13 protein-coding genes and 1 tRNA gene are annotated in these 22,882 nt (G+C 41.2%); 12 read left to right on the top strand and 2 right to left on the bottom strand.

Going from position 1 to position 22,882, the window contains the following annotated elements:
- Nucleotides 1-37: 37 nt before the first annotated feature.
- The 3 genes from BLQ87_RS24165 to BLQ87_RS24175 are packed head-to-tail and all read left to right on the top strand — an operon-like array spanning nucleotide 38 to nucleotide 3,100.
- Nucleotides 38-1,186 (top strand): DNA polymerase III subunit, encoded by a 1,149-nt coding sequence (locus BLQ87_RS24165; protein WP_074611489.1) that lies wholly within the window; start codon nucleotides 38-40, stop codon nucleotides 1,184-1,186.
- A 2-nt stretch (nucleotides 1,187-1,188) separates the two neighbouring features.
- On the top strand, nucleotides 1,189-2,628 hold the full coding sequence (locus BLQ87_RS24170) for a PSP1 domain-containing protein (protein ID WP_083362033.1): 1,440 nt from the start codon (nucleotides 1,189-1,191) through the stop codon (nucleotides 2,626-2,628).
- On the top strand, nucleotides 2,621-3,100 hold the full coding sequence (locus tag BLQ87_RS24175; protein WP_074611491.1) for a gliding motility lipoprotein GldH: 480 nt from the start codon (nucleotides 2,621-2,623) through the stop codon (nucleotides 3,098-3,100). Before BLQ87_RS24170 ends, BLQ87_RS24175 begins: the two co-directional genes overlap by 8 nt.
- Before the next feature lie 204 nt (nucleotides 3,101-3,304).
- Here the strand turns inward: BLQ87_RS24175 and BLQ87_RS24180 are convergent, their stop codons facing one another.
- Complete coding sequence (locus tag BLQ87_RS24180) at nucleotides 3,305-4,606, bottom strand: UDP-N-acetylmuramoyl-tripeptide--D-alanyl-D-alanine ligase (RefSeq protein WP_074611492.1); 1,302 nt, start codon at nucleotides 4,604-4,606, stop codon at nucleotides 3,305-3,307.
- 89 nt (nucleotides 4,607-4,695) lie between these two features.
- Between BLQ87_RS24180 and BLQ87_RS24185 the strand changes: the two genes are divergently transcribed.
- The 6 genes from BLQ87_RS24185 to BLQ87_RS24210 all read left to right on the top strand — a co-directional run bounded on the left by BLQ87_RS24185 (nucleotide 4,696) and on the right by BLQ87_RS24210 (nucleotide 17,754).
- On the top strand, nucleotides 4,696-7,179 hold the full coding sequence (locus tag BLQ87_RS24185) for a M14 family metallopeptidase (protein WP_074611493.1): 2,484 nt from the start codon (nucleotides 4,696-4,698) through the stop codon (nucleotides 7,177-7,179).
- A gap of 323 nt (nucleotides 7,180-7,502) precedes the next feature.
- A complete protein-coding gene (locus BLQ87_RS24190; protein ID WP_074611494.1) occupies nucleotides 7,503-10,730 on the top strand; it encodes a SusC/RagA family TonB-linked outer membrane protein in 3,228 nt (1,075 codons plus the stop codon).
- An 11-nt stretch (nucleotides 10,731-10,741) separates the two neighbouring features.
- On the top strand, nucleotides 10,742-12,190 hold the full coding sequence (locus BLQ87_RS24195; protein ID WP_074611495.1) for a SusD/RagB family nutrient-binding outer membrane lipoprotein: 1,449 nt from the start codon (nucleotides 10,742-10,744) through the stop codon (nucleotides 12,188-12,190).
- A gap of 473 nt (nucleotides 12,191-12,663) precedes the next feature.
- Nucleotides 12,664-15,792 (top strand): SusC/RagA family TonB-linked outer membrane protein, encoded by a 3,129-nt coding sequence (locus BLQ87_RS24200; RefSeq protein WP_074611496.1) that lies wholly within the window; start codon nucleotides 12,664-12,666, stop codon nucleotides 15,790-15,792.
- A gap of 25 nt (nucleotides 15,793-15,817) precedes the next feature.
- Nucleotides 15,818-17,287: a SusD/RagB family nutrient-binding outer membrane lipoprotein gene (locus tag BLQ87_RS24205; RefSeq protein ID WP_074611497.1), complete on the top strand. Its 1,470-nt coding sequence runs from the start codon at nucleotides 15,818-15,820 to the stop codon at nucleotides 17,285-17,287.
- Nucleotides 17,288-17,310: 23 nt separating this feature from the next.
- Nucleotides 17,311-17,754, top strand: coding sequence for a hypothetical protein (locus BLQ87_RS24210; protein ID WP_074611498.1), 444 nt, complete (start codon nucleotides 17,311-17,313; stop codon nucleotides 17,752-17,754).
- Between the two features lie 72 nt (nucleotides 17,755-17,826).
- Here the strand turns inward: BLQ87_RS24210 and BLQ87_RS24215 are convergent, their stop codons facing one another.
- Nucleotides 17,827-18,726, bottom strand: coding sequence for a S66 peptidase family protein (locus tag BLQ87_RS24215; RefSeq protein WP_074611499.1), 900 nt, complete (start codon nucleotides 18,724-18,726; stop codon nucleotides 17,827-17,829).
- Between BLQ87_RS24215 and metG the strand changes: the two genes are divergently transcribed.
- The 3 genes from metG (at nucleotide 18,725) to BLQ87_RS24230 (ending at nucleotide 22,564) form a co-directional block, all read left to right on the top strand.
- Complete coding sequence (gene metG / locus BLQ87_RS24220; RefSeq protein ID WP_074611500.1) at nucleotides 18,725-20,875, top strand: methionine--tRNA ligase; 2,151 nt, start codon at nucleotides 18,725-18,727, stop codon at nucleotides 20,873-20,875. The two genes, BLQ87_RS24215 and metG, sit on opposite strands and share 2 nt — an antisense overlap.
- Before the next feature lie 5 nt (nucleotides 20,876-20,880).
- Nucleotides 20,881-20,952, top strand: a tRNA-Arg gene (locus tag BLQ87_RS24225).
- A 154-nt stretch (nucleotides 20,953-21,106) separates the two neighbouring features.
- Nucleotides 21,107-22,564, top strand: coding sequence for a gluconokinase (locus BLQ87_RS24230; RefSeq protein ID WP_074611501.1), 1,458 nt, complete (start codon nucleotides 21,107-21,109; stop codon nucleotides 22,562-22,564).
- Nucleotides 22,565-22,882 lie beyond the last annotated feature (318 nt).

A 22,882-nucleotide genomic window follows, 5' to 3' on the forward strand; every position in this document is an offset into this window, starting at 1 on the left:
CAAATCAATAATCTAAAAAATTGTTATTTTGCACCAAATGCAATTTAAAGACATCATCGGGCAGGAACAGATTAAAGCGCAACTGGTACAAACAGTTGCCGAAAACAGGGTGAGTCATGCTCAGTTGTTTTTATCGAGTGAAGGGAGTGGCGCTTTACCTATGGCGATTGCCTATGCGCAATACATTAACTGTCTTGATAAGCAGGGTGATGATAGTTGTGGTGTTTGTTCTTCCTGTCGGAAGTACGAACGGTATATACACCCCGACCTGCATTTTTCCTATCCTTTCTTCGCTTCCAAGGATGCCCGGATCGCCGTTGATGTCTTGGACGAATGGCGGAACATGCTGCTGGAAGATGCTTATTTTGACATGGACATCTGGCGTTCCAAGCTGAGTGCCGACAACAAACAGGCCAATATCAACATCGCCGAATGTCATGATATTATAAAAAAATTAAGCTACAAAGCTTTTGAAGCAGAGACGAAGGTCCTCATCATGTGGCTTCCTGAATATCTGGATAAAGAGGGAAATGCATTATTAAAAATTATTGAAGAACCGCCTAAAAATACGCTGTTCTTATTGGTGGCCAATAATCAGGAACAGATTTTATCTACACTCCTTTCCCGCACCCAAATTGTTAAAATTCCCAAGCTTCCTCATGCTACGATCGAGCAGTACCTGATGGAAAAACATGGTATGCAGGAAGATCAGGCCACAGAATATAGCTTTCTGGCGGATGGAAACCTGATCGAAGCCAAACTGTTGGTGGCCAATACCCAAAACGAAAATGCTGATAAGTTTGCCGAGTGGTTAAGGATGGGCTATGGCAACCGTGTACTCGACCTGACGGTCTTTGTAGATCAGGCGGCAGGCTGGGGAAGAGAAAATCAAAAGAATTTTTTAAAATACGGAATTAACTTTTTAAGAGAATGCAGCCTCTTACTGAGCGGTGCCGAAGAACTGGTGAAACTGCCTGCAAGAACATTAGACACGGCAAAAAAGCTGAGTAACCATGTCCTTGATCTGGGGATGGCAGAGGCCATTATTCAGGAGTTGGAACGGGCACATTACCACATCGAAAGAAACGCAAACCCAAAAATTCTGTTTTTAGATGTATCTTTACAATTGGTAAAAATAATTAAGTTTAAAACGTTCCCGAAAGGGACTCAATATATATACAATTAACTATGGGATGTGGAAGTTGTTCTACAGGTGGCGGTTGCGCCCCCTCGGGCTGCAAAAGTAATGGCTCATGCCTTACCGGAGGTTGTCAGAAATTAGAAGTTTACGATTGGCTGTCGAATTTAGACATGCCCTCAAATTATATACCTTTTCAAGTAGTAGAAGTTAAATTTAAAGGCGCCAGGAAGGAATTCTTCCTGAACAATGAGAATATTTATCTTGAAATTGGAGAGTTGGTGGCTGTAGAAGGGCCTACCGGAGGTTATGATGTTGGTCATATTTCCCTGACGGGAGAATTGGTCCGCATGCAGATGAAGCGTCGGAAAACCCCTATCGATCAGGTTACCCGTAAGATTTACAGAAAGGCTACAGAAGCTGATGTAGAGAAGTGGAAGATTGCTAAAGGGCTGGAATGGGAAACCATGCATAAAGCCAGAACACTGGCCTTAGATCTGCGCTTATCGATGAAAATCAGTGATGTGGATTATCAGGGTGATAAAACCAAAGCCACTTTCTTTTATACTGCTGAAGGTCGTGTTGATTTTCGTGAACTCATCAAGAAGATGGCAGAAACTTTCCGGATCAGGATTGAAATGCGTCAGATTGGAATGAGACAGGAAGCAGGAAGGCTTGGAGGAATCGGCTCTTGTGGTCGTGAACTTTGCTGTTCTACCTGGTTAACGAACTTCAAGACGGTTTCTACTGCAGCAGCAAGATATCAGAACTTATCGCTGAATACGTTGAAGCTCGCCGGACAGTGCGGAAAGCTGAAATGTTGTTTAAACTATGAGCTGGATACCTACCTGGACGCGTTAAAAGACATTCCTGACCGTGTAGAGAACCTGCAAACGGAAATCGGCGTTGCCCGTCATCAGAAAACCGACATCTTTAAGAAACTAATGTGGTTCAGTTATCCGAATATGGAAGACTGGATTCCTTTAAAAGTGGACCGTGTAAAAGAAATCATGGCCATGAATAAAAAAGGTTTAAAACCAAATAACCTGAAGGAAGAAGCGGTAGAACTGGTGAGTACTACGGTAATCGAGAAAACTCCGGATTATGAAAATGTGGTTGGACAGGACAGTTTAACACGTTTGGACGATAAGCCCAGAAATAAAGGAAACCGCAATAATAACAATAAACCTGCCGGCAATCGTAATGGAGAGCCAAGGAATAATAACAATGCGAACAGGACGGAAAGACCGGCTAAACCGGGACAACAGGGAAGGACGCGTACAGAGGGTAATAAGAATCCCGCTGGTGCTGCTCCCGGAGCTAAGGCACAACCTAAAGGCCAGCCTGCTGCTACCGATGTTCAGCCTAAAGCACCGAATCCTGCAGCAGCAGCTCCGGCAGATGGTACTGCACCAAAGCCGAGCAGAAACAACAGGAACAGAAATAATAACCGTAGAAAAAAACCAACGGATAAGCCTAAAAATGAATAATTTAAAAGCATTTCTATTGCTTGCAGCTGGCATCACAATCACTTTTTTTAGTGGTTGTGATGCCAATAATATCATTGACAATAACATTTCTATGCCCTCCAGAAACTGGAGTTATGTCAATAAGGTAAAAGCTGTTGTAGAGATCACGGAGCCTGCTAAATCCTATAATATTTACTTTAAACTACGCCATACTGCCGATTACGGCTACTCCAATATTTTCGTCTTGTTTCATTTACGGGAACCAGGACAAAAAAGGGAAAGCAGACGTTATGAGTACCGCCTGGCGCAGCCTGACGGACAATGGAATGGCGCTGGTTCAGGAAACCTGTACACCTATACTTTGCCGCTTTTAACCAATTATAAGTTCCCTAAAGCTGGAAAATACGAGTTGGAAATCGAGCAGAATATGCGCGATAACCCGCTTAAAGAAATTAGCGATGCCGGAATTAAGGTTTCTGCAATAGCTCCGTAATCGGTTTAAACCGCAATCTCCCCCAAATAGGCACTATGTGATTGTCTGGTCCTGTCTGCAGAAACGAAAGCAATATAGACTTCATAGCTGGAGCCCAGATCTATCCGGGGTTTATGCAAAGCAGTTTCTGCCTTGTTCCGGCGGCTGTCTTATGTCGGTTTTTACAGGATTTTAGAAAGAGATATTAAGAAAATAAAGGAAGGATTACAGGTAAGGAAGCAGGCGTTCCAGGGCCATACCTCTGGAGCCTTTCAGCAAAATCAGCTGGTCGCTTAATGATTCCTTTTCAAGGAAGGCCTTTGCCTCGTCTGGAGTAAGGAAAAAATGACCTCTATGTTGTTCTTTGGCGGCATAGAAATCTTTTCCGATAAAAATAAGCGTTTCCACGTTTGTTTTTTCCGCTTCAGAGATCACCTGGCGATGTTGTTCCCGCGATTCTTTTCCCAACTCAAACATATCGCCGATAATGGCCACTTTGTGGCTGGCACTAAGGCTGTTTATATTGGCCAGTGCTGCAGTCATACTGCTTGGATTGGCATTGTAAAAATCGCAAATGACTGTGTTTCTGTCTGTTTTGGTAAGTTGTGAGCGGTTGTTTTTGGGTTGATAACCAGATAAGCCGGTGTTGATCTGTTCCGGGCTAAGGTTAAAAAACTCACCGAGACCTATCGCAGCGAGGATATTTTCGAAATTGTAAGAGCCGGTCAGGTTTGTTGTGGTTTGATGGTTGCCGTCCTTGTCTGTCCAGCTAAGTTCCAGAAAAGGGTCGGTTTTTAGCAGCGATCCAGATACCGTATTTCCTGATCCGGTGCCGTAATAAATCACTTTATCTAAGCCTGCAACAGCAGTCATTTCCATTAGGTAGAGATTGTTCCGGTTGACGAATGCAGTTCCATGATGATTTTTGAGATAAGTATACAGCTCTGCCTTTCCTTTTTTAACTCCTTCAAAGCCTCCAAAACCGTCTAAATGAGCCATGCCGATGTTGGTGATCAATCCATGGGTGGGTTGTGCGATACCGCAAAGGAATTCAATTTCCTTTTGGTGGTTCGCGCCCATCTCAATGACTGCAATTTCGATTTCGTTGTCAATAGAAAGCAGGGAAAGCGGAACGCCGATATGGTTGTTCAGATTGCCTTTGGTGGCAAATGTTTTGTATTTTTCTGAAAGTACTGCATTGACCAGCTCCTTGGTCGTCGTTTTTCCATTGCTTCCCGTTAGTCCGATTACAGGAATGTTCATCAGGGAACGGTGATGTCTGGCGAGGTCCTGTAAGGCAGTTAATACATCCGGAACAAGGATACAGCGGTCGTCATTTAAATAATCAGGATTGTCAATGATGGCATAAGCTGCCCCATTGCTTAAAGCCTGCGCAGCAAAGGCATTCGCATCAAAATTTTCTCCCTTGAGTGCAAAGAAAAGACAGTCTTTGGTAATGCTCCTTGTATCGGTGCATATCGTACGATAATTTAAGAAATGTTGATACAGGGAATCGATGGCTGACATATACATAAATCTAAATGATACGGTAAAATTACACTATGAAAGAGAAACAAAAAATATTCTTTAGTATTTTGGAGTCTTAATCGCCGAATATGAAATATTTTTTGCTTTCGTTTTTATGCTTGTTTTTTGTTGGAAAGTCCGTTGAAGCACAGATAAAGTCGCCTGACGAGTTTTTAGGCTATAGTTTAGGAAGTCGTTTTACGCCTCATCATAAAGTGCTGGAATATTTTAAATATATCGGAGGGGCAAATAAAAACGTCAAAATTCAGAAATATGGGAAGACTTATGAGGGCAGAGAGCTGTTGGTAGCGATTATTTCCGCCAAGGAAAACCTGGATAACCTGGAAACGATCAGGAAGAACAATGTCAGCATGAGCAATGCAGAAAAGGTGTTTCCTAAATCCAGGCAGCCTGCGGTGCTCTGGTTGAGTTATAATGTGCACGGAAATGAAGCGAGTTCTACGGAAACGGCCCTGAAAATGTTATACACGTTGACCGATAGTAAAACCCTGAACATCCAAAACTGGTTAAAAAATACAGTAGTGATCATTGACCCATGCTTAAATCCGGATGGGAGAGAACGCTACGTGAACTTCTTTTCGGCAACAACAGGTTTTCAGCCAAATTCAAATCCAATGTCCAGGGAACATGCTGAGCCATGGCCAGGCGGACGATCCAATCATTATTATTTTGACCTGAACAGAGACTGGGCCTGGCAATCTCAGGTAGAAACCCAGCAGCGTCTGGTTTTATACCATGAATGGATGCCTGAAGTACATGTTGATTTTCACGAACAAAGCTATAACGAACCGTATTATTTTGCACCTGCCGCCGAGCCGATCCATCAGGACATCACGCCATGGCAAAGGAATTTCCAAATCACGGTAGGAAAGAACAATGCAAAGTATTTTGATCAGAACGGATGGCAGTATTTTACAAAAGAACAATTCGACTTATTATATCCTTCTTACGGAGATACTTACCCTTTATATAACGGAGCGATCGGCATGACTTATGAACAGGGAGGCATTGGTGCGGGCTTGTCTGTCGTAACCCTTGACGGGGATACACTGACCTTAAAAGACCGGATTGACCATCATTTTACCAGCGGCATGGCCACACTGGAAACGGTTTCCCTGCACGCGGAGAAGCTGGTTGAGGAGTTTAAGAAGTATTTTGAAAACAGTATTACCTCCCCTCCGGGGCTTTATAAAACTTATGTGATTAAGGCACAGAATAAAAGCCGGCTGAAACGAATGATCAGCCTTTTGAAGAAGAATGGAATTGAGTTTGCCTTTGGATTGGATAAAACTTTAAGTGGTTATAGTTTTGAAACACAGAAGACGGAAAGTTTCAGGGTAGAACGGAATGATTTGGTGGTGAACCTTCAACAGGCGAAAGCAGTGCTGGCCAATGTGTTACTGGAGCCGCAAACCTCGGTAAGCGATTCCAATACTTATGACATTACTGCATGGGCATTGCCTTATGCTTATGGCCTTCCGGCTTATGCAACTACGGAATCAATTAAAGGGAAATATCCGGGAATGGAAGAGGTTAAGGCGGTTTTTCCGGTTGTGGCCAAGCCTTATGCCTGGATTTTCCCATGGAATTCTATCGAGGATGCGCAGGTACTGATTGCATTACAAAAGGAGAATGTAAAAGTGAGAATTGCAGAAGAAGCATTTTCCCTCGGCAGCCGTAATTTTGCTGTTGGCTCTTTATTGGTTTACAGAACAGAGAATGAGCGTGGAATTCCTGACCTGCAGGCTAAAATTCTCGGAATAGAGAAAAGGCTTAAAATGTCCTTCTATCCGGCTTCGGGTGGTTTCGTGGATAAAGGGAAAGATTTTGGTTCTTCTGCCTACCGCGTACTAAATACGCCAAAGGTGGCGGTGGTTTCAGGGCCGGAAAGCTCTTCCCAAAGTGTAGGTGAGATCTGGCACTTTTTTGAGCAGGAACTCAATTATCCTGTTAGTTTAATTGATGCTAAAAATATGGGCAACCTTGATATTAATAAGGTAAATGTGTTAATCGTTCCGGATGGCTCTTATGGAGATGAAGTTGCCGGTAAACTGGAAGACTGGTTAAAGGTTGGCGGTAAAGTAATTCTTTTTGAAGATGCAATTCTGAATGTGAATGAGGCAAAGCCTTTCGAGATTAAAAGGAAAGAATTTCCAAAAGAAGAGCTTGGTGGAACGAATTCCAGTGAATATGCAAAAAGGAAACAGGGTGATTTATCAGAAGCCATCCCAGGTGCCATCTTTAAAGTTCATTTAGACCATAGTCACCCACTTGCTGCTGGCTTGGGAAGCTATTATTATGCCTTAAAAACGGATGATAAGATTTATGAGAATCTGAGCCGGGGATGGAATGTAGGTGTTTTGAAAACAGGGAGTTATGTGGCAGGTGTGGCAGGCAAGAATGTAGTTAAAAAGCTGAGTTCCGGAATGGTCTTTGGCGTACAATCCATAGGAAAAGGAGCCGTTGTTTACCTGGGTAGTGATGTGCTCTTCCGCTCATTCTGGGAGAACGGGAAACAACTTTTTCTGAACGCCTTGTTTCTTATTGATTAACTAATTGTTGTGCTACTGAGTTAATATTTAAATTTATTCTATAATTTAGGTAGAATTTAATTACTCAAATTTGTTACGAAACAACCAGAAACTTTATAAAATTCTATAATAACCTATGATTTGACTTCATTTCGGAATAATCAGGAGGTGGAGGTGGCTGGTGCCGGAATTATCTTTCGCTGTCTTTTTTGAGGTTTGGTTTTGACGCTTCGGCGTGTTGTCATACCAGTGTCAAGTCGCTGTCTGTGCGGGGTATGAAATTATGCTCGCATATCAAAAATGCTATATTTGGGCATTAATTAACCTAAATTTTATAATTCTTTATGAAAAAACTTGTACAAAGTTTGTTCATTTTTATGCTTTTTGCAGCTTCTGCAATAGCACAGGAAAGAACGATCAGTGGGTCAGTTACAGACAAAGAAGATGGTCAGCCACTTCCTGGAGTAACTGTACGGATTAAAGGTGCACAGGGAGGCACACAAACAGGAGGAGATGGAAAATTTTCTTTAAAAGTAACTTCAGCTGCAACCGGCTTAGAATTTTCTTACCTTGGGTACTTAACTCAAACGGTTTCAGCTACTTCTAACGTAATCAATATTTTGTTGGTTGCAGATTCTAAACTGCTTAGTGAAGTCGTGGTAACAGGAATGGGTATCTCGCGTGAGAAAAAAGCATTGGGATATAGCGTTCAGACTTTAAAAAGCGATGATTTGACAAAGGCATCCAATCCAAGTATGGTTGGGTCTTTGCAAGGAAAGTTATCTGGTGTGGAGATCAGGCCTTCAAGTGGTATGCCGGGCGCTTCAGCAAATATAACGATTCGTGGTGCAAGGTCATTTACCGGTAACAACAGTCCTTTATATGTAATCGACGGAATGCCAGTAGCTTCTCAGTCTGATTTCTCTACCGGAAACAGTGTAACCGGAGCTGACGTTGCTAACCGTTCAGTTGATATCGATCCAAATGAGATTGAAAGCATGACCGTGTTAAAGGGTCAGGCGGCTTCTGCATTATATGGTATCCGCGCTTCGAATGGTGTAATTGTGATCACTACTAAAAGCGGTAAGGGATTAGCCAAGGGAAAACCGGTGATTTCGTTCTCTTCTAACTTTGCGGTAGATAGAATTTCACGCAAACCGGAATTGCAGAACACATACGCACAAGGAAACGGCTCATTGAAGGTTCCGATAGCTTTCGTTCCAAATGGATCTTCTTCATGGGGACCAAGAATAGATGAGTTGCCTAATGATCCGGGTTTTGGCGGTAACACGAATAACACCTATACTAACGGTGGGGCTCAAAAACACCCTGGCCAATATTATGTGCCTCAGAGAGCTCAGGCAGGACTAGATCCATGGACCAATCCTGCTGTTTATGACAACATTGGTGAGTTTTTTGATCTTGGAAAAACCTTTGGTAACTCATTGAATGTAAGTCAGGCAACGGAAACCGGCAATTTCTCCATAGGTATTGGAAATACTCACCAGAAAGGAATTATTCCTAATACCGGATTGGACAGGTACAATGCCAAAGTTGCTGCGGAAACGAATTTAAGTAAAGCATGGAAAGCTGGATTTTCAGCCAACTATATCCAATCGGAAATTGATAAAACTACCGCGGGTAATGATGCCGTTTTGTTATCAGTTTTCGGTTCTCCTGCCAACTACGATCTGAAAGGAATTCCTTCAACTTTTCCTACTGATCCTTACAAACAGACCAGTTATCGCGCGATAAGCTTCAATAACCCATATTGGGCAATGCAAAACAACGTTTTCAATGAAAGAACAAATCGTTTCTTCGGAAATGGTTACGTTGTTTTCAGTCCGGAAGTGAACTGGGGAAGAGATTCTAAGTTCGTCGTGAAATATCAGGCTGGAGCAGATGCTTATTCTACCCATTTCCAGGATATCTTTGAATTTGGTAGTAAAGGTGCTGCCGGAAGTATTCGTAACTACGGTACAACTGTTGCTACTTATAACTCTTTGTTGACGGCTAATTACAGTGTTAAATTAAATGATGATTTTGATTTAAAAGTGTTGTTAGGTAATGAAATCAATCATGAGAACAACAAAAAATATGATGAAAATGGCTATGAATTCAATTTTGGTGGTTGGAAACATATTGACAATACAAAATCAAGAAATGCAACTGAATCTCAAAATCAATACAGAACAGTAGGTTTCTTCTCTAATATTGACCTTGCCTACAAAAACATGTTGTTCCTGAGCTTAACCGGTAGAAATGATATTGTTTCGAGTATGCCAAGAGGCAACCGTTCATTCTACTATCCTTCAGTATCCCTTGGATTTGTTGCGACTGAATTAGAAGGTCTAAAAGACAACAACATCCTTTCTTTCTTGAAAATCAGGGCTTCATACGCTGAAGTTGGACAAGCAGGAACTTATTTGAGAGATTACTACACTACACCAACTTATGGTGGTGGATTCTGGACTCCAGGGTTACCTCCGGTTGTATTTCCTTTGGATGGTGTTGTTGCTTATACGCCAAACACCACCTTATATGATCCAAAACTTAAGCCTCAGAATACGATCTCTAAAGAAGTAGGTGTGGAAACACGTCTTTTCAACAATTTGCTAAGTCTTGATTATACCTTCTCGAGACAAGATGTAAAAGATCAGATTTTCCCTGTTCCTTTGGCAGGTTCTACCGGAGCAGCACAGATCGTAATGAACGGTGGTAAAATCCATACTAACGCGCATGAGATTTCCCTAAGCATCAATCCTGTTAAAACAAAGAATTCAAACCTTACGGTTGGTTTTAACTTTACCAAGATCGACAACTATGTGGACGAATTGGCGCCAGGTGTAGAAAGTATCTTCCTGGGCGGTTTCACTACGCCACAGGTTCGTGCAGGTGTTGGAAGCAAGTTCCCTGTAATTTATGGTGGTACATTTGCGAGAGACGCAAAGGGAAACATCCTTGTTGATGAAAGAAAAAATATTGGTGCAAATCCAAATGACAACTATGGTATGCCTATGACAGGTAAACCAGGAGTGATCGGAAATGTTGCACCTGATTTCCTTTTAGGTGGTAATGCGGCTTTCAGTTATAAGAGATTCTCTATCGCCACAACTTTTGAATGGAAAAACGGAGGATCAATGTATTCAGGAAGTAATGGTTTGATGAATGGCTATGGAAGAACCAAAGTTACTGAAGATCGTACCACTCCTTTTGTTTATCCTGGTGTAAAAGCTGATGGAACACCTAATGATATCGTTAGAGGTGGAGCTTCAGATCCAACTGCTTACGAATCTTTGTATTCTAAATCATTAGGAAACATTGATGAAGCCTTTATTTATGATGCTTCCTTTGTAAAAATGAGAGAATTGGTTCTTGGTTACAAACTTCCAAAATTCAACAACCTTAACCTGAGTGTTTCTGCATTTGCACGTAACATCTTAATCTGGTCTAAACTTCCAAATTTTGATCCGGAGTCTTCTCAGGGAAATACAAATATGGGCGGAGCATTTGAGCGTTTCTCAATGCCTCAGACCTCTAGTTTTGGTTTAGGTTTGAACCTTACATTTTAATTAGTAATTATATGATTTTTGATAATATAAAAAAAACCGGATTGAGCCTGATTATGGCTACAGTGGTGTTGTCTTCCTGCTCAGAGAAGGTGATGGACGAAATCAATCAGAATAAAAATAACCCGAATGATGTTGCAGCGCGTTTCCTGATCCCTCAGGTAATTACTGCAAGTGCATTTAGTGTAACAGGTAGCGACTATGCCTTTTATGCAAGTGTTTACATGGAAAGCCAGGCTGGTGTAAATGGTCAGATGTTTAATGCGGAGATGAGGAATTCAGAGCCTTATTCGGCAACGACTTACAACAATTCATGGAATTCTACTTATACCAATCTTTTAAACCTTAAAGCAGTTCTGACTAAATGCGCTGTTGGCGGTTCTGAAGCCGGTAACTTTCAAACTTTAGGTGTAGCGCAGATTCTTACGGCTTATAATCTTGCGATTCAAACGGATTTAATGGGAGATATTCCATGGACCGAATTCGGATCTCCAGGTGTGATTTTCCAGCCGAAAATAGATAAGCAGGAAGCAATTTATAAAGAGATCATGAATTTCCTTGATGAGGCGATTGTAAACCTTGGAAAACCAACAACATTCGCTCCATTAGGCAGCAATGACCTGTTGTATAAAGGAGATAGCAATTCGTGGATTAAGTTCGCTTATGGATTGAAAGCCCGTTACAAAATGCGTCTGTCCTTAAAAGCACCAAAATATCAGGAAGTTATTGATGATTTGAACAAGTCATTTACTAAAGCTGACGAACAGGCTGCATATAAATTTAATGGAACGACTTCCTTTAATCCTTTCTTTCGTCTGAACAGAGACAGACAAGGTGTTTTAGCCTCAAGTAAAAGTTTACACGATAAATTAGTGGCGAGAAATGATCCTCGTGATGCTAAATATTTCGCGGTAAATCCAAGCAATGGAAAAAAAGAACTTGAATTTGCTCCGAATGGTAGCCCGGTGGATATCCTTGGACGTTATGGCATTTCAGGTTTACTAAGCGCTACAGCTCCGGTTCACCTGTTTAGCTTCCACGAGCTTCAGTTTCTTAAAGCAGAAGCTTATGCAAGGTTATCAAATATTCCGGCAGCAGAAACGGCTTTAAAAACAGGAATTGCTGCGGCTTTTGTAAAGGTTGGCCTGACAGCAACAGCGGCAGATACTTATTACACTGCAAGTGTTAAACCGTTGTTTGATGCAAACCCAACAAAGGAGATTGTACTTCAAAAGTACCTTTCTTTCTATGAAGATGAGGCCGTAGAAAGCTATAGTGACTATCGTAGATTAAGAGCGATGGGCAATAAAGATTTTATCCCTCTGGCTAATACTTCAGATTTCCCTTTACGTTTTACTTATGGTAACAGTGATGTAACCACGAACAATAATGTGAAAGAGGCCTATGGTGATGGTCGGTATGTAAATACAGAGAATGTATGGTGGGCCGGTGGTACACGATAGTTAACGCTTTGTAATTAAAATAAAGAAGGCTTTCTCATCACATGAGAAAGCCTTCTTTATTTTACGGTCAAAAATGAATTATTTATTGCCTGTCCATGGGCTTAATAAATCCGGGTTTTCAATTTTATTTATAGGGATAGTTATCCTTCCAGAGACTTTCCGTTTAGGGCTAAGTCTGACTCTCATTGCAGATGTGTTACCTGTTGGGCAAAAACACGTTTTCTATAGGTCCAGGTGCACATTATGTGATTTTTAAATACTAATCTGACAAATTTCAGATGAGCGTGTTCTGATAACTCTCTGACGATTAGTGGCTAGTGGTTTTTGTGTAATCGGACATGAAAAAGGATAGAAAAAGCAAATATTTATTGTGCTTATGACAGAAAATGACACAATAATGTTTTTTTATGAAAAAATATTAAAAATGTTGTATACCTTAGACTTACTATTAACTAACCTAAATTTATTATTTTATGAAAAAACTTTTACAAAGTTTGTTCATTCTCGTGTTTGTGGCAGGAGCTGCGATGGCACAAGAAAGAACAGTTACTGGAAAGGTTACTGCGAAGGACGACGGAAATCCACTTCCTGGCGTAACGGTGAAAATCAAAAATGTACGGGCAGGAACACAGACCGCGTCCGATGGGCGATTTTCTTTACAAGTACCTTCAGGTACGACCACACTTGAATTTTCTTATCTGGGCTATGTTTCCAAATCAGTAACTCTTGGTTCTGCTTCGGTTTTGAATGTCGTTCTGGATGCAGACAATGAAACCCTTACAGAGGTCGTTGTGACCGCTTTGGGTATTAAGCGCGAATCAAAAGCACTGGGCTATTCTGCGACTACCATTAAAGCCGCAGATTTAACTGCAGGACGTTCAGGAAACGTGGTGAACTCTCTTGCAGGTAAAGTGGCGGGTGTGAAGATTTTATCTTCAGGAGGTGCTGTAGGTGCTGCTTCGAACATTAATATTCGTCAGGCAACTACATTTACCGGATCTAATCAGCCGATTTTTGTTGTTGATGGTATTCCTATCGATAATGAAAGTAACATGGGAAACAGTATGTCGGTAAATACCGGCTCGACCAGGTCTAACAGAGCGATTGACTTAAATCAGGATGATATCGAGTCGATCAGTATCCTTAAAGGACCATCAGCTGCTATGCTATATGGTTCGAGAGCCGCTGCCGGTGCCGTAATCATTACGACTAAGAAAGGTGCAAAAGGACAAACAGGGCGTGTAGATATTTCTTCTAACTACAACATTATCAACAATAACAGGTATGCTGATTATCAGAATACATTTGCTCAGGGTAATGCAGGAAACTTTAATCCATTTTCTAACAACTCATGGGGACCAAAAATTGTAGGTCAGGAAGTAACAAATTACCTTGGAAATAAAGAAATCCTTACTGCATATCCGGACAACGTTAAAAATCTATTCAAGCAAGGGTATAACCTGCAGAATAACGTGACTTTTTCTGGTGGTACTGATAAGAGTACTTATTACTTTTCTTATGGTAACTATGGCGAAAAAGGTTATCTGGATAACAACAACCTGTACAAAAATAACTTTACGTTTAATGGAACATCTGAGCTAAACAATAAAGTAACAGCTTCCGTTTCTGCACAGTATATCCATTCGAATTCCTTGAATACTCAGGTTGCCAATCAAAGGGCCAATCCTTTGTTTGATGCCATTAGCTGGCCTAGAAATTACAATCCGGATAATTATCCATTTGAAAGACCAGACGGTTCAAACTTTACACCTTCTTCACAGGTGCCTAATCCTAATTATACTTATTGGAATTCTGCAGGAACAGATAATCCGTTATGGAGTATTAAGAACAACACGTTCAAGCAGGAAATCAACAGGGTGATTGGAAACATTGGCCTTGATTACAAAATCGTTGATTGGTTAAGCGCAAGTTATAAAATCGGTGTGGATAGCTGGACAAACGTATCCAAGCTGATCAATGCCAAAGGAACCAACAATAACCAATCGGCAAACAGAGCCGGATCAATCATTGACAATACAACCAACAGAACAGAGATCAGTTCTTATTTAAACTTAACCGCTGTAAAAAAACTAACCGAAGAAATTGGTTTACGCGTGTTATTGGGTAATGAGATCAACTACAGAAACCTGAACCAAAACCAGATTCGTGGTAATGGAATCCAGGATCCTAAAAACTTTAACATTGCGAATACTTTAACTTATGTGCCTTTTAACAACATCAGTGAGCAGTCGCTGATCGGTTTTTACGCAGATATAAGTTTGGATTATAAGCAATTTGCTTATTTGACATTCACTGGTAGAAATGATATTTCATCTACTTTCTCTCCGGATAAAAACTCTTACTTCTATCCTTCGGTAAATGCGAGTTTTATCGTTTCTGAAGCTTTCCCTTCCATTAAGGAAAATGGCATTATCAGCTTTGCTAAAATAAGAGGTAACATCGCTAAATTAGGACGTGAAGCTACTAACTACAGTACTGCAACTTATTTCGGTACTGCAGGTCCTTCTGATGGTTTCGGACCTGTGATGGTTTTCCCTTTTAACAACGTAAACGGACAAACCTATAATGACGGTGCAGGTAACAAAAATCTGGGACCTGAATTTACCACAAACAGAGAGCTTGGTTTGGAAATGAAATTCCTTAAAAACAGAATCGGCCTCGATTTCTCTTATTACAATACGAAAAGTACTGACGTCATCTTTAGCGTTCCTAAAGCCCCTTCAAGTGGACTTGGTTCTGTGATTTCCAACGCAGGTAAATTACAGACCAGCGGTATTGAGGTCTTACTTACTGGTACTCCTGTTCAAAGCAGAGACTGGAACTGGGACATTTCTTTGAACTGGACAAGAGGAAGAAGTAAAGTAATTCAGCTTGCTCCCGGAGTTCCTTTTATTGGAAACGGAGGTTTTACCAATCCTCAGGGACGAATTGTTGAGGGATTACAATATGGTACTTTATTCGGTCAGGTATATAACAAGATCAATGGTAAAGATGTGGTTGATGCGAACGGACGTTTAACCGGATTCAATCCACAGCTTCAGGTAATTGGTGATCCGAATCCGGAATGGACTGCCGGTCTTTCCAATACGGTGAGTTACAAAGGATTCTCTTTGTCTGCATATCTTGATATCAGATATGGCGGAGATGTATATTCGAGAACGGTAACGGATTTCAGACGCTTCGGTGTAGCCGAAGAAACTGCTAACCGTGACAGGCTATATGTACACAATGCGGTAAAAGCTGATGGAACACCAAATAATACACTAATTACTGCGGAGCAATATTATGCTGATTTATATTCTGCAGCCGCTCAGGAATATGCTGTTTTTGACGGATCATGGATCAGGTTAAGAGAAGCCGCAATCAATTATAAAATTCCAGGAAGTGCGTTCAAAGGAGCTCCATTTATCAAAGGAATCAATGTAGGAATCAATGGACGTAATTTATTCCTTTACGCACCGAACATGCCTCATATTGATCCGGAAAACAACTTGCTTGGTGTAAGTAATGGTTTGGGTATTGAGTATAACGGACAACCGCAGACAAGAAGCTTCGGTGCATCCGTTAAAGTGACATTTTAATACTGGTTTTTTAATTTAAGATGATATGAAAAAATATATAAGTAAAGCGGTGGTGTTGGCCCTGATGGGTTGCGTTACACTTAGCTCATGCAAGAAATTCACAGATATTAATACAGATCCAAATCAGCTGGTTGATGCTGATGCAAGTTTGGTGTTGCCTGCTGCATTAGGGAATGTTGGATTTATAATGGGATCTGATATTCACAGATATACCTCATTATACGTGCAGCAGTTTGCTGCTCAGGGAACTTTGAGTGCGCAGCCAAGACAATATGATTTGTATAATGTATTAGAAGGAGATATCAATAATACCTGGGCTTCAACATTTTCAGGGACACTTCCGGATTTGCAAAAAGTAATTGCTAAAACAGACGGTGTAAGTCCATGGTATGCAGGTGTGGCCAAAATAATGAAGGCTTATGTTTATGCAATTAATGCAGATGCTTATGGCGATCTTCCATTTACAGAAGCTACAAAATTCGAAGACAATTTAACACCTAAATTCGATCCTTCTTCCGTAATTTATGATAAGGCTTTTGCCTTAATTGATGAAGGAATTGCAAATGTTAAAGCTGCTGCTTCTACTCAGGCTCCAGGTGCTGATGATTTCATCTACTCTGGTTCCATGGAGAAATGGGAGCGTTTTGCAAATGCCTTAAAGTTGAGAATGTATATTCATTACTTTAGCACAGGTGCTACGGCGGCGGATATGCTGAAAGCAAAAACGGCAATTGATGCGTTGATCGCAGGCAACAGGCTGATGAGAAACAATGGCGATAGTTTTCAGTTTCGTTTCCTGGCTCAGGCCAACCAAACGAATCCAATTCACCAGTTTGAAGGTTCAAGACCAAATCAGTTTTTCCCAAGCAAAACTTTGGTCGATTTAATGAATGGAAAAGGTGATGGCAGAAGATCTGCATTCTTTACACTTCAGGGGGGCGTTTTCAAAGGGGCAATAAATGGGGATCCGACAGAAAGTACAGCTTTTTCAAGGATGCACACCTACCTTCGCGGGAAGGTGGCGGGTGCTACTTATGCTGGTGAGGCACCAACCCGTATGTTGACCTTTGCTGAGCAAAACCTGATTTTAGCAGAATACTTTGTTCGGACACAAGGAGGAAATAACCTGGTTACGGCTGATACTTATTTTAAAGCAGCGATTTCGGCTTCTTTTGATGCAGCTAAAGAATTTTCTGATGCGACTGAAGCAGCGGCAGTGACCGGATCCCTGGCGGCTTACCTTGCAACTAGCGGAACTTTACTTCCGGGAACAGCACTTCAGCAGGTGATTGAAGAAAAATTTGTGTCTAATTACGGGGTGGCAGTTGAGCCTTGGTCTGATTGGAGAAGAACTGGATTTCCAGTGCTAATCCCGGTTTCACCTGCAACTGCGTTACCTAGAATATTGCCTTATTCGTTTACAGAGAGAAGTTATAACCCTAATGTTCCGGCAAGACCATCTGTATTTACTAAAACAGTATTCTGGGATAAATAATTTCACACATCAAATTTTAAGAAATGAAAAGAATCACATATATTATATTTGCCTTAACCATGGTTCTGGCATCTTGTAAAAAAGATCCGAAACAGCCTGAGACACTTGATGCTCCGGCAACGATCATATTTAATGACAACATCGACTTAGTCTCAAAGAGTTTTCCTACAGGAACTCCGAAAGGAAATGGAGAAGTTGCACTTAAGATCAGCACAAGTGATAACGTAAAACAACTGAAATTTGTCACCAGATTATCGGGAGTTGATTATGCACAAGGGACGGTTACTGTTCCTGCCGGTGGTGTTTACAATTTTTCAAAACTGGTTAAAGATCTTCGTGGTCCAACCGATCCGGTGCTTCCTGCGGGAACGTCAAGTAGTGTTGCCGTTACATTGATCGTAGAGGGGATTTTAGCTGATGGAAGTTCAGTAAAAAGAGTCTTTACGGTGACCGTTACCAATCCATAAGAATTTAAATTACCTCCAAATAAAAAGGCTGCAATTTTGCAGCCTTTTTATTTGGATTCAGGTTTCTGAAAATTAGATATATTCTAAAACTACATGCTTATGGTCAACAGATAGCTTTGCTGTTTTGCCAATGATTAAGGCCCTGTTGTCATCGATATGACCAACCGGGAAGTTGAAACATACAGGATAGCCATATTCTTTTACCAGATCCAGAATTAACTGTTCCGGACTTGATCCGAATGGAATGTCCTCAGGTTGGACGCCAGTAAAAGCACCAACAATTAAGCCCTTTAACCGGGACAATTTACCACTGCGTTTTAGCATCCACATCATTCGGTCTATTGCATATTCCTGTTCACCAACATCTTCCAGAAACAGAATCTTATCGGTGTAGTCTATTGCCGAAGCGGAGCCTTCTGCCGCCACCAATAGGGTCAGATTTCCTCCTGTAACGATGCCTTCTGCATCCCCTTCCAGATTTTTAAACCCGCTTTCATATTCGTAGGAAAGCGGCTCTCCGAATAATGCTTTTCTTAACGATTCCAGTGATTCGGGAGAAGCCTCTTCAAATGTTTTAGGCATCTGCCCATGAATACTTTGGGTATTCAGTTCTGCTAAAAGATGAGAAAGCAGAATGGTGATGTCACTGAAGCCAATGAGCCATTTGGGATTTTCTTTAAAACGGTTAAAATCAAGCTTGTCAATGATTCTAATGGTGCCATATCCTCCTCTGGAGGCAATAATGGCCCTAATATCCGGATCATCCAAAAAGGTTTGAAGGTCTTTTGTTCGCTGTGCGTCGCTTCCGGCAAATTGATGGTGTTGGGCATAAACATTTTCTCCCAGGACAACTTCCAGTCCCCATTGCTCCAGAATCGCAATGGCGCTATTGATCTCTCCTGGTAATTTCTTTGCTGGGGAAACGATTGCAATTTTGTCTCCTTTTTTTAAATGGGCTGGCTGTTTAATCATGGGTAAAACACTTATATTTGACAAAATAATAAAAATAGTTTTGGATAATAGTAAAATAAAGAGATATACGGTTACGGCCGCTTTGCCTTATACCAACGGACCGGTGCATATTGGACACTTAGCGGGTGTTTATCTGCCTGCGGATACCTATGTAAGGTACCTGCGTTCGAATAAGAGAGATGTGAAATTTATCTGCGGATCTGATGAAAATGGTGTGCCGATTACCCTTAAAGCTAAAAGGGAAGGGGTGACTCCTCAGGTGATTGTCGATAAATACCATAAAATCATCGGTGATTCTTTCAAAGAATTTGGAGTTTCCTTCGACATTTATCACCGGACTTCTTCTTTAATGCATCATCAGACTGCTTCAGACTTTTTTGAAAACCTTTATGACAAGGGGGTATTTACGGAAGAAGTGACAGAGCAGTATTATGATGAAAAAGCACAAACATTCCTGGCCGACAGGTACATTACCGGAACATGTCCGAAGTGTGGAAATGAAAATGCTTATGGCGATCAGTGCGAGAATTGTGGAAGTACCTTAAATGCAACCGATCTGATCAATCCTAAGTCCACACTTTCAGGAGAAAAGCCGGTAAGGAAAGAAACTAAAAATTGGTTTTTACCGCTGGATAAATATGAAGATCAGCTTAGAGCATATATAGAAAGTCATAAAGAATGGCGTCCTAATGTTTATGGGCAATGCCAGTCCTGGTTGAATGCTGGATTACAGCCACGTGCGATGACCAGGGACCTGGATTGGGGAGTAAAAGTTCCTGTAAAGGATGCGGAAGGTAAAGTGTTATACGTTTGGTTCGATGCACCTATCGGTTATATTTCTGCGACAAAGGAATTGTTTGAGTATGCCCGTCTGGATGTCTGGAATCCTAAGGCTGAGGAATATTATATCAATAAAACGGGATTAGTAAAGGGAAACTGGGAAGATTATTGGAAGGATGAAGAAACAAAACTGGTTCATTTCATTGGTAAAGACAATATTGTTTTCCATTGTGTGATTTTTCCGGCAATGTTAATGGCGCATGGCGACTATACTTTAGCCGATAATGTACCTGCGAATGAGTTCCTGAATTTGGAGGGCCAGAAAATATCCACTTCTAAGAACTGGGCAGTCTGGTTAAATGAATATTTGCTGGAGTTTAAAGATAAACAGGATGTTTTACGTTATGTTTTAACGGCTACAGCTCCTGAGACTAAGGATAACGATTTTACCTGGAAAGATTTTCAGGCAAGAAATAACAATGAGCTGGTTGCGATACTTGGTAATTTTATTAACAGGGTGACGGTTTTAACACATAAATATTTTGGTGGTAAGGTGCCAATGCGCATGGAGGTTACTCCGGTTGATCAGGACGTTTTGGATGAACTTGCGGCCTTCCCTGCAAAAATCAGTGCATCAATAGAAAATTATCGTTTCAGAGAGGCATTGTCTGAGGTGATGAATGTTGCCCGTATGGGGAATAAATACCTTGCGGAAACGGAGCCTTGGAAAGTGATTAAGACAGATGAGGATCGGGTTCGAACGATTTTAAACATCAGTTTGCAGATTGCTGCAAATATTGAGGTGCTGATTGAGCCGTTTTTGCCTTTTACTGCGGATAAATTAATGAGGATGCTGAATTATGGCGGTCATCAGTGGGAAGATGCGGGAAGGTCCGACTTACTTCACCGTGGTCATCAGCTAAATGAGCCAGAATTGTTATTCGAAAAGATTGAGGATGAACAAGTACAGGCGCAGATTGATAAGTTAAATCAAAGTAAGGCAGATAATACGGTCAATAATGCTGTGGTTGCCCCTGCTAAGGAAGACATTCAATTTGAACAATTTGGTGCGATCGATATTCGTGTAGCTACCATTATTGCTGCTGAAAAGGTAGAGAAGACAAAGAAATTGTTGAAATTAACCCTCGATACCGGAATAGATGAACGGACTGTTGTATCTGGTATCGCTGAGTATTTTAAGCCGGAAGAGGTTGTAGGTCAGCAGGTAAGTGTGATTGTGAACCTTGCTCCGAGAGAAATTAAAGGAATTTTATCACAAGGAATGATATTAATGTCTGAAAATTCAGAAGGAAAACTTACTTTTGTGGCTCCTATACAAAACCATAGTAATGGCAGCGTAATTAAATAGGTATTGGTCCCGTAGTTCAACGGATAGAATAGAAGTTTCCTAAACTTTAGATATGAGTTCGATTCTCGTCGGGACCACACTTTAAATCATCTTAAATGGCTTTCCTATTGCAGGAAAGCCATTTTGCATTTATAATATTTTGACCCCGTTTATTTTAGTGGGTATGATTTCCTTGTTGCAAGGCCAAATGCACAGCATATTTTTTCTATATTAAAAATCTAAATCTGAATCATGGAATATATTCTGGGAATGGACATTGGAACGGGGAGCACAAAGGGAGTTGCGCTTGACCTGAATTATGAACCAATTGATTCGGTTCAGCATTATTATGCCTCTGATTCACCAATGGCAGGGTATAGTGAACAAGAACCTGAAGTAATTTGGGCCGCTTTTAAGAAGTGTATAGCGGAGATCATAGATCGAATGGGATCCAGTCCTGTTGCGATTGGATTAAGCAGTGCGATGCATAGCTTAATCAGCGTCGATGAGGATTGTATTCCTCTTGCTCCTATGATGACATGGGCAGACTCGCGTAGCTCCGGCATTGCGAGACGAATCAGGGCATCTGAACAGGGAATAAACATTTATAAGCGTACCGGAACGCCAATTCACGCGATGTCTCCGCTCTGTAAGATTGTCTGGCTGCGCGAACATCAGCCGGAACTATTTGATCGTGCGTATAAGTTTATCTCTATCAAGGAATATATCTGGTATCAGTTATTTAAAGAATTTAAAATTGATCATTCAATTGCTTCGTGTACCGGATTATTTGATGTAGAACAGTTGAACTGGAGTGAGAATGCTTTGCTAATGGCGGGCATTACTGAAGATCGTTTATCTGTACCGGTTGATACAAGCTATAGCAGGAAGGATGTTTCCGGAATAATATTTGTTATCGGTGCCAGCGATGGTTGTCTGGCAAATCTGGGAAGTGATGCAGTTGCAGCTGGGGTTGCAGCACTTACAATTGGAACCAGCGGGGCGATACGGATTTCGAGCAGAAAACCAATCGTTAACGAACAGGCCATGACTTTCAGTTATCTATTGGATGAGCAGACCTATATTTGTGGAGGGCCGGTAAACAATGGTGGGATTGCCCTGCAGTGGTTTCTTAAAAATGCGCTGGGTAAAGAAGAATTGATTGCTGATGATTATACTTCATTCTTTGAAAGAGCAAGCGCTACAACAGCAGGAAGCAAGGGGCTGATCTTTCTTCCTTACCTGACTGGTGAACGCGCGCCGATATGGGATTCCGAAAGCTGTGGTACTTTTTTTGGCCTTCGGCTCCATCATCGTCAGGAGCATTTTTCACGGGCTGTTCTTGAAGGCATTTGTTATGCGCTTAATGAAGTGCTTCAGGCGGTGGAACAATATGCTGAAGAGATCAAACAAATCAATGTGAGCGGCGGATTTGTTCAGTCCAGAATATGGATGGAAATATTGGCAGACATCACCGGGAAAGAAATTGTCCTCCTGCAAACAGAAGACGCTTCTGCCGTTGGTGCTGCTTATCTGGCCATAAAGGCGATGGGGTTACATCAAGACTATCCATCCTACATAAAAGAGAGACAAAGGATCGAGCCAAATCTGAAGAATCATGAGCTGTACCGAAAGATCTTTAAGATATATCAGCAGCTGTATCCAAATCTTAAAGAGAGCATGTGTCAGCTAGATCGCCTGCATACTTAGCCATTAACACCAGTCAGAAGAATGCTATGAGGAAGTATCTACTCCGGGGAACCGGTATCATGGGTGTTTTATTTAAAATAGTTCTAAATAGAAATAGGGGGAAATCCTGAGTTATGATAATTCTATATAGTAAGAGCACATTAAACTGCTTAGACGAAAAGAAAGGAATAAAAGCAGATGGTATAATTATACTCCCCCTTAATACTATAAACTAGAACCTGGCAGGTCATATCTGTCAGGTTTCCCCTCAACTAAATGAGGCTTATTTCTAAATCTATTAGTACTTAAAAGCAATGAAAATTAAAACATTTTTTGTTA

Origin of the sequence: Pedobacter steynii, from assembly GCF_900103665.1 — a bacterium.
GTDB classification, from domain to species: domain Bacteria; phylum Bacteroidota; class Bacteroidia; order Sphingobacteriales; family Sphingobacteriaceae; genus Pedobacter; species Pedobacter steynii.

What these genes read in the sequence shown, in the direction of transcription:
- metG (WP_074611500.1), top strand. Translation starts at nt 18,725, where the DNA reads ATGGGTAAAACACTTATATTTGACAAAATAATAAAAATAGTTTTGGAT.
- BLQ87_RS24210 (WP_074611498.1), top strand. Translation starts at nt 17,311, where the DNA reads ATGAAAAGAATCACATATATTATATTTGCCTTAACCATGGTTCTGGCA.
- BLQ87_RS24205 (WP_074611497.1), top strand. Translation starts at nt 15,818, where the DNA reads ATGAAAAAATATATAAGTAAAGCGGTGGTGTTGGCCCTGATGGGTTGC.
- BLQ87_RS24200 (WP_074611496.1), top strand. Translation starts at nt 12,664, where the DNA reads ATGAAAAAACTTTTACAAAGTTTGTTCATTCTCGTGTTTGTGGCAGGA.
- BLQ87_RS24230 (WP_074611501.1), top strand. Translation starts at nt 21,107, where the DNA reads ATGGAATATATTCTGGGAATGGACATTGGAACGGGGAGCACAAAGGGA.
- BLQ87_RS24170 (WP_083362033.1), top strand. Translation starts at nt 1,189, where the DNA reads ATGGGATGTGGAAGTTGTTCTACAGGTGGCGGTTGCGCCCCCTCGGGC.
- BLQ87_RS24215 (WP_074611499.1), bottom strand. Translation starts at nt 18,726, where the DNA reads ATGATTAAACAGCCAGCCCATTTAAAAAAAGGAGACAAAATTGCAATC.
- BLQ87_RS24165 (WP_074611489.1), top strand. Translation starts at nt 38, where the DNA reads ATGCAATTTAAAGACATCATCGGGCAGGAACAGATTAAAGCGCAACTG.
- BLQ87_RS24180 (WP_074611492.1), bottom strand. Translation starts at nt 4,606, where the DNA reads ATGTCAGCCATCGATTCCCTGTATCAACATTTCTTAAATTATCGTACG.
- BLQ87_RS24175 (WP_074611491.1), top strand. Translation starts at nt 2,621, where the DNA reads ATGAATAATTTAAAAGCATTTCTATTGCTTGCAGCTGGCATCACAATC.
- BLQ87_RS24195 (WP_074611495.1), top strand. Translation starts at nt 10,742, where the DNA reads ATGATTTTTGATAATATAAAAAAAACCGGATTGAGCCTGATTATGGCT.
- BLQ87_RS24185 (WP_074611493.1), top strand. Translation starts at nt 4,696, where the DNA reads ATGAAATATTTTTTGCTTTCGTTTTTATGCTTGTTTTTTGTTGGAAAG.
- BLQ87_RS24190 (WP_074611494.1), top strand. Translation starts at nt 7,503, where the DNA reads ATGAAAAAACTTGTACAAAGTTTGTTCATTTTTATGCTTTTTGCAGCT.